Source organism: Microcystis sp. M179S2 (assembly GCF_020245805.1).
Classification (GTDB): Bacteria; Cyanobacteriota; Cyanobacteriia; order Cyanobacteriales; family Microcystaceae; genus Microcystis; species Microcystis aeruginosa.
The window spans coordinates 21,958-28,042 of record NZ_JADBUE010000152.1 but is presented as its reverse complement, the minus strand read 5'-3'; the positions used below and the strand labels follow the sequence as shown (position 1 = coordinate 28,042).

Sequence of the window (6,085 nt, the reverse complement as noted above, 5' to 3'; positions counted from 1 at the left end):
GAAATGGGGCGAAAGTCTGTGGACTCTGTGTAAGACAGTACATGGTTTTTTAACTGTGGTATGCGACGGTGGTGGAAGCAGAAACTTAAATCGTGAGGTTTAGGAATCGCCGCACTTTTAGGGCGGCGAGGATGTCAAAACTCTAATCCTCGTGCTTTCCCCGGTCTTTTCCCAGGGCTGTGGGGCGACAGAGTGGAACCCGAAAGGAGGGAACGGTCAAGATACAATGCTAACCCTTACTCGCACTGACAACGGCAAATCCATCACCATGCAGGTCAACGACCTGCTGCTACTGTCCCTCGACGAGAATCCCACTACCGGCTTTCAGTGGGCGCTTGATGGCGGCGGGGGCGATTTAGTGGAGCTGCAGTCCTCTGAGTATGTACCTGCCGGGGAGTCGAAAGTCGGCGGGGGCGGTCAGAGAGTCCTGACCTTTAAAGCGCAACGGGCTGGGATAGGCCAACTAAAGCTTAAGCTCTGGCGAGAGTGGCAGGGAGAGCCGTCAATTGTCGAACGATTTACTGTCACGCTCCAAGTCCGAGAGTAAAGGCTTCTCAGATAGCCAAGGGCTAGTGAGTAACGACTTAGGAGGAAAGGAAAAATGAGTGAAACATTTGTAATTCCCGCAATGGGATGGTTGCCTGACTATCCCGATATTCGTGATGTCACTTTTCAATCTGAACGCGTACCATCCAAACTGCAAGCTTTGGGACAGCCATCTGTCAAGCAAATGCTGGCCAAAGTGGGAGCAACGACATCTGCCCCAGCAGCGCTGCCAGCCAGCGTGGACTTGAGGCCGTGGTGTTCCCCCATGGAGGATCAACAAACTATCGGTTCTTGTACGGCCCACGCCGGGGTCGGACTGGTGGAGTATTTTGAGCGGCGAGCTTTTGGCAAACACATAGATGCCTCGCGCCTCTTTCTTTACAAAGTGACGCGCAACTTGCTCAAATGGACGGGAGATACGGGGGCCTTCTTGCGCTCAACAATGTACGCCCTCACCTTGTTTGGCGTACCACCAGAAGAGTACTATCCCTACAATATCGCTGATTTTGACAAAGAGCCGTCGGCATTCTGCTACGCTTTTGGCCAAAGCTATCAGGCGATTTCCTACTACCGCCTCGACCCCCCAGGAACGACACGGAGCAACCTATTAACTCAGATTAAAACCTACTTGGCAAATGGGCTGCCCTCAATGTTTGGCTTTACTGTTTACAGTTCTATCAGTCAGGCCAACACCAATGGCGGTAAGATTCCTTACCCGACTCGGGGCGAGAGAGTTCTCGGCGGTCACGCCATTGACGCAGTTGGTTACGACGACAACCTCAAGATCAAGAACACCAATGCGGGTGGCATTGAAACCACTGGTGCCTTGCTCATCCGCAACTCTTGGGGGACGGGATGGGGAAGCGCTGGCTACGGCTGGCTGCCCTACAAGTACGTCCTCGATGGTCTGGCAACTGATTGGTGGTCGCTAATCAAGAGTGAATGGGTCGATACGGGACAGTTCGGATAGGAGACCGATTCGATAAGGGTGAGGGGCGAGATAAAGGCTTCTGGTGAGTTTTTTCAGAATAGGGGGGACGCTGGGAAAACTCACCGTTTGTTGAATTTTTTAGGGGAAGCTTTGTGACATACCCATCGCTAAAAGCGAGGGCTTCCTGCTTCCTCCGTTTTGATTACTGTTCTGGCATGGAAAGATGGTCAAAAAAAGTAAAAACAGAAGCACGTTCAAAATATTTTTACTCCAGCCTTGAGTTAGCTAAGGCAATACTAGCAATTAATAGATCGGCTCTACCAATTTGGCCGAATTTAGAAATACCCTGTAACTTACCATTCATCGATAACTGAAATTTAAGCATAGATGCGATCCTCGATCGCCACCGATTGCAGAAGTCTTTCCACGATAGCTTTAGCTTGACGACCGTGACTAGGAATCAGACGATGGCAGAAGACGTAGGGAGTAATCAACTTAACATCATCGGGGATAGCATAATCGCGACCTTCCAAGAAAGCGTAAGCTTGAACTGCTTTTTGCAAAACCACACAACCCCGGGGACTGACTCCTAAACTAATATCTTCGTGATCACGGGTAGCGCGGACTAAATCGACGATATATTGCTGTAAAGCAGGAGCTACCTGGACCAGACTGACTAATCTTTGCAATTCTCCCACCTGTTCTAAGGAAATACAAGCTTCTAGGGATTTAACCGCCTCTTGAGAATGCTGTCTTTGTAACATTTTTAATTCTTCTGTGGCACTGGGATAACCCAAACTCAGGCAAACGGCAAAACGGTCCATTTGTGCTTCTGGAAGCGGAAAAGTGCCTTGATATTCGATCGGATTTTGGGTGGCGATCACAAAGAAGGGTTGGGGGACCGGCCGCGCTTCTCCATCGACGGTAACTTGTTTTTCTTCCATGACTTCTAGAAGTGCCGATTGGGTGCGCGGGGTGGCCCGGTTGATTTCATCGGCCAACAGGACGTTAGCAAAAGCGGGGCCGGGGATAAATTCAAATTCGCGACTGTTGGGGTTCCAAATCGTGGTTCCCGTGATATCACTAGGCAGGAGGTCAGGGGTGCATTGTACCCGTTGGAAACGACCGTTAATTGAACGCGCTAAGGATTTGGCTAACAGGGTTTTGCCGACTCCGGGGACATCTTCGAGGAGAGCGTGGCCACCACTGAGTAAAGCCACCAGCACAATGCGAATCGATTCGGTTTGGCCGACGATGCTCTGGCTCAAATTTTCCATCAAAATATCAATAGCGTCTCTCATAGCACAAATGGGGTATTCTGTCAAGAAGATTAATGTTAAGTTTTTTTGATCTTAACGATTCTTTTCCTAATTTGCCCACACTAGCGAGAAAAGTTGACAGACAATGGCGGGAAATTTTCTACTAGGGAGCTAATCGGGGTTAGGGTGGCGAGCAGGGAGAAAATTAGTTAAGAATTGTTGCCAGTGGGCGAAATCAAGATTTTAAGTCGGTTCAGTACGGTAAAATCGAGAAGAATTTCTCTTAATCAGTGAAGATGAAAGCCAGTTCGCTCGTTTTTAGTCTTGTTTTAGGAATTGCGGCCAGTACATTAACCAATAGTTTACCCGAAAATTTGACTTTCAATTCTCGGAAAATATTGGCTCAAGATCAGGCTCCTTCCTGTCCCCTTCCTCCAGATCTTGCCATCACTTTTCGCAATAGTGAATGTCAGGCAGTTACCCTAGAAAAACCCCAGACTTTTTTCCGTTATTATAGTGACGAAAATTACAAAAAAGGTCGTTTTCTGACCACGGATCAATATACCACCAATGTGGAGGTGATCAGAAATTTAGCCCTCGATCAAAAGTGGAATCCTCCCAATCAAGCGACCAAAGTAATATCGGTGACTTTACCTGCGGGAACAACGGTTTATCAAGGAATTGTCGCCCCCCAGAATCCGGCTGATTGTTATCCCGGTGGTGGTCAGCAAACTTTTATTAAAGACTCGCGAGATGCCAATATACAATGGGGAGAGGGGCGAGCAATAACGGTTACATCTCTTTCCTGTCGCTAGAATATTATGGAAACGAACATGAGGGAATTAGTTCAATCAATTGACCAAGCTATTACCGTGGCCGAACAGATGCCGAAAACAGAAAGATCGACTCGGATTGAGGGTTTAATTTCTGTCCTGAAAACCATCAAAAGTCAGGCGTTAGCTGGTCAATTACCACCGTCTCAAGGCATTGTTACCCTAGGATTAGCGCGAGAAGTAGCTGATTGGATCGATTCCCTCGATTCTCCTTTATTGAAAGCCGTGGGTAAAGTGGAAAGAGAATACCAAAAATATTAGCAGTTGTCAGTTACAGAAGTTAGAATTAATCGAGAGTGATCGCAGTCTATCTCGATCTGATTTTTTAATCGATCGAGAGAATTAAATTTCTGTTCTGGTCGCAGGAATTGCACTAAATCCATCGTTAAAATGCGATCATATATATAGCCCGACCAATCCAATAAATGGATTTCCACACTGATAGTTTTTCCCTCGATCGTGGGACGATAACCGATATTCATAACTGCCGGTAAGCGAGAACCATCGAGATGCACCCAACCGCAATAAACCCCGAATCGCGGCAATAATTTATCGGGGGGAACCTGTAGATTAGCGGTATGAAAACCTAATGTTCTGCCCAGCTGTTGCCCGATGACCACGCGACCGGTTAAACTGTAGGGACGACCTAACATTTGTCCGGCTTGCTCAACGTTTCCTGCTGCCAAAGCTTGACGAATTAGGGAACTACTAATTCGACCCGTCCCACAGTTTTTCAAACCAACAATCTCGACTTTAATATTAAATTGAGAGGCGATCTGTAATAAATCTTCCGCTGTACCTTGACGACGATAACCGAAGCGGAAATCTTGACCAACACTGATCGATTTAGTCTGTAATTTTGCTACTAAAACCTGTTCGATAAAAGCCAAGGGTGTCAGGGAAGCTAATTGAGCAGAAAAAGGCAGTAAAACTAATTGTTTAACGCCTAAATTCTCTAAAACCTCTACTTTTTCCCCTAGAGGAGTTAATAACTGCCATTTTTCCCCCGTAAAAAATTCCCGCGGGTGGGGAGTAAAACTAACAACGGTGGGATAAGCGGGTTCATCCTGAAAAATTGGCTGTAGGACGGTTTGATGACCTAGGTGCAAACCATCAAAGTTACCTAGTGCGATCGCACAAGGGGCTAAAATGCGGGTATTAGGGGAATCTACAATCCACACGCTGGCTCTAAGAACAGATACAAGAGAATAATTCAAGCGATTAATCTTGAGTGTAGCCTTTTGATTCTATATCAATCGGGCGATCAAGCTAAAAAAACACCCCCAATCCCTTGGAGGCTTTTTCAGAAAAAATAACTGTATTAACCTTCTGCTAATTTCAGATCCCGCAGGGTGCTAATATCCACTTGAATCGATGGCCCCATGGAGGAAGAAACATAAACTGTACGCCAGTAACGACCTTTGGCTCCGGAAGGACGGTTTCTGTCCACCGTTTCCTGTAAAGCTTTCAAATTAACTAACAGATCCTCGGCACTAAAAGAAGCTTTGCCAAATTGAACGTGAACGATCCCGGTGCGATCGGCCCGGAATTCCAATTTACCCGCTTTAAACTCAGAGATTGCTCCCGTTAAATCCGTGGTTACGGTTCCCCCTTTCGGTGAAGGCATTAAACCCCGCGGACCGAGTTGACGACCTAATTTAGCCACTTTCGGCATCATATCGGGGGTGGCAATTAACACCTCGAAATCCATCATTCCCTTGGCGATTTCTTCGATTAATTCTTCTGAACCAACGATATCGGCCCCGGCGTTGTTCGCTTCCTGTACCTTTTCCCCGCGAGTAATGACCGCTACTCGCACCGTGCGTCCGGTTCCTTTGGGTAAACTTACCGTTGTCCGCAGTTGTTGGTCGGTATATTTAGGATCGATACCTAAACGAATATGAGCTTCGGCGGTTTCGTCGAATTTCGCCGTCGCTAATTCCTTTAATAATGTCAGTGCCTCTAATGGCTCGTAGGCTTTATTTTCTACCTTAGCCTGGGCATCTCGCAAACGTCGTGAAACTTTTTTTACCATCTGATTTGTTGCTCCTTGGGTAATAACGAAGCTTAACTTCTCCCCGAAATAAGATTTAGTCTGAGATCTTGACACCCATATTTCTGGCCGTTCCCGCCACAATATTCATGGCCGCTTCGATGTCGTTAGCGTTAAGATCGGGCATTTTAGTTTGGGCGATTTCCCGTAATTGGTCGCGGGTAATGGTGGCGACAAATTTCTTGTTGGGTTCGTTGGAACCTCTTTCCACACCGGCCGCTTTGCGGATGAGAACGGAAGCGGGGGGAGTTTTGAGGACAAAGGTAAAACTACGATCCTCAAAAACGGAGATTTCCACAGGGATGATCATCCCAGCCTGATCGGCGGTTTTAGCGTTGTAATCTTTACAAAACGCCATAATATTCACCCCGTGTTGACCTAAAGCAGGACCCACGGGAGGAGCAGGGTTAGCCTTACCAGCAGGTAAAGCTAGTTTAATAATTGCGACGACTTTTTTAGCCAT

8 protein-coding genes are annotated in these 6,085 nt (G+C 47.1%); 4 read left to right on the top strand and 4 right to left on the bottom strand.

The genetic code is table 11. The features are described from left to right. The first annotated feature begins 226 nt into the window (after positions 1 to 226). Entirely contained in the window at positions 227 to 547 is a 321-nt protein-coding gene (locus IM500_RS09155; RefSeq protein ID WP_002796889.1) for a protease inhibitor I42 family protein, read from the top strand. A gap of 54 nt (positions 548 to 601) precedes the next feature. Next, the gene (locus IM500_RS09150) at positions 602 to 1,516 is read left to right on the top strand and encodes a C1 family peptidase (RefSeq protein ID WP_287738166.1); all 915 of its coding nucleotides are present in this window, start codon (positions 602 to 604) and stop codon (positions 1,514 to 1,516) included. A 338-nt stretch (positions 1,517 to 1,854) separates the two neighbouring features. Here the strand turns inward: IM500_RS09150 and IM500_RS09145 are convergent, their stop codons facing one another. After that, positions 1,855 to 2,778: an AAA family ATPase gene (locus IM500_RS09145; protein ID WP_190722838.1), complete on the bottom strand. Its 924-nt coding sequence runs from the start codon at positions 2,776 to 2,778 to the stop codon at positions 1,855 to 1,857. Positions 2,779 to 3,032: 254 nt separating this feature from the next. Between IM500_RS09145 and IM500_RS09140 the strand changes: the two genes are divergently transcribed. Continuing rightward, positions 3,033 to 3,551, top strand: coding sequence for a hypothetical protein (locus IM500_RS09140; RefSeq protein ID WP_190722837.1), 519 nt, complete (start codon positions 3,033 to 3,035; stop codon positions 3,549 to 3,551). Positions 3,552 to 3,557: 6 nt separating this feature from the next. Beyond that, on the top strand, positions 3,558 to 3,830 hold the full coding sequence (locus tag IM500_RS09135; RefSeq protein ID WP_190722836.1) for a hypothetical protein: 273 nt from the start codon (positions 3,558 to 3,560) through the stop codon (positions 3,828 to 3,830). On the opposite strand, the gene IM500_RS09130 is transcribed toward IM500_RS09135, so the two are convergent. From IM500_RS09130 to rplK, 3 genes are all read right to left on the bottom strand, one after another. After that, positions 3,827 to 4,750: a bifunctional riboflavin kinase/FAD synthetase gene (locus tag IM500_RS09130; protein ID WP_190722835.1), complete on the bottom strand. Its 924-nt coding sequence runs from the start codon at positions 4,748 to 4,750 to the stop codon at positions 3,827 to 3,829. The two genes, IM500_RS09135 and IM500_RS09130, sit on opposite strands and share 4 nt — an antisense overlap. Before the next feature lie 140 nt (positions 4,751 to 4,890). Next, positions 4,891 to 5,604: a 50S ribosomal protein L1 gene (gene rplA, locus IM500_RS09125; protein ID WP_002765993.1), complete on the bottom strand. Its 714-nt coding sequence runs from the start codon at positions 5,602 to 5,604 to the stop codon at positions 4,891 to 4,893. A gap of 55 nt (positions 5,605 to 5,659) precedes the next feature. Next, positions 5,660 to 6,085, bottom strand: a complete 426-nt coding sequence (gene rplK, locus IM500_RS09120) for a 50S ribosomal protein L11 (RefSeq protein WP_002735897.1) — start codon at positions 6,083 to 6,085, stop codon at positions 5,660 to 5,662.

What these genes read in the sequence shown, in the direction of transcription:
- IM500_RS09155 (WP_002796889.1), top strand. Translation starts at nt 227, where the DNA reads ATGCTAACCCTTACTCGCACTGACAACGGCAAATCCATCACCATGCAG.
- IM500_RS09150 (WP_287738166.1), top strand. Translation starts at nt 602, where the DNA reads ATGAGTGAAACATTTGTAATTCCCGCAATGGGATGGTTGCCTGACTAT.
- IM500_RS09145 (WP_190722838.1), bottom strand. Translation starts at nt 2,778, where the DNA reads ATGAGAGACGCTATTGATATTTTGATGGAAAATTTGAGCCAGAGCATC.
- IM500_RS09140 (WP_190722837.1), top strand. Translation starts at nt 3,033, where the DNA reads ATGAAAGCCAGTTCGCTCGTTTTTAGTCTTGTTTTAGGAATTGCGGCC.
- IM500_RS09135 (WP_190722836.1), top strand. Translation starts at nt 3,558, where the DNA reads ATGGAAACGAACATGAGGGAATTAGTTCAATCAATTGACCAAGCTATT.
- rplA (WP_002765993.1), bottom strand. Translation starts at nt 5,604, where the DNA reads ATGGTAAAAAAAGTTTCACGACGTTTGCGAGATGCCCAGGCTAAGGTA.
- rplK (WP_002735897.1), bottom strand. Translation starts at nt 6,085, where the DNA reads ATGGCTAAAAAAGTCGTCGCAATTATTAAACTAGCTTTACCTGCTGGT.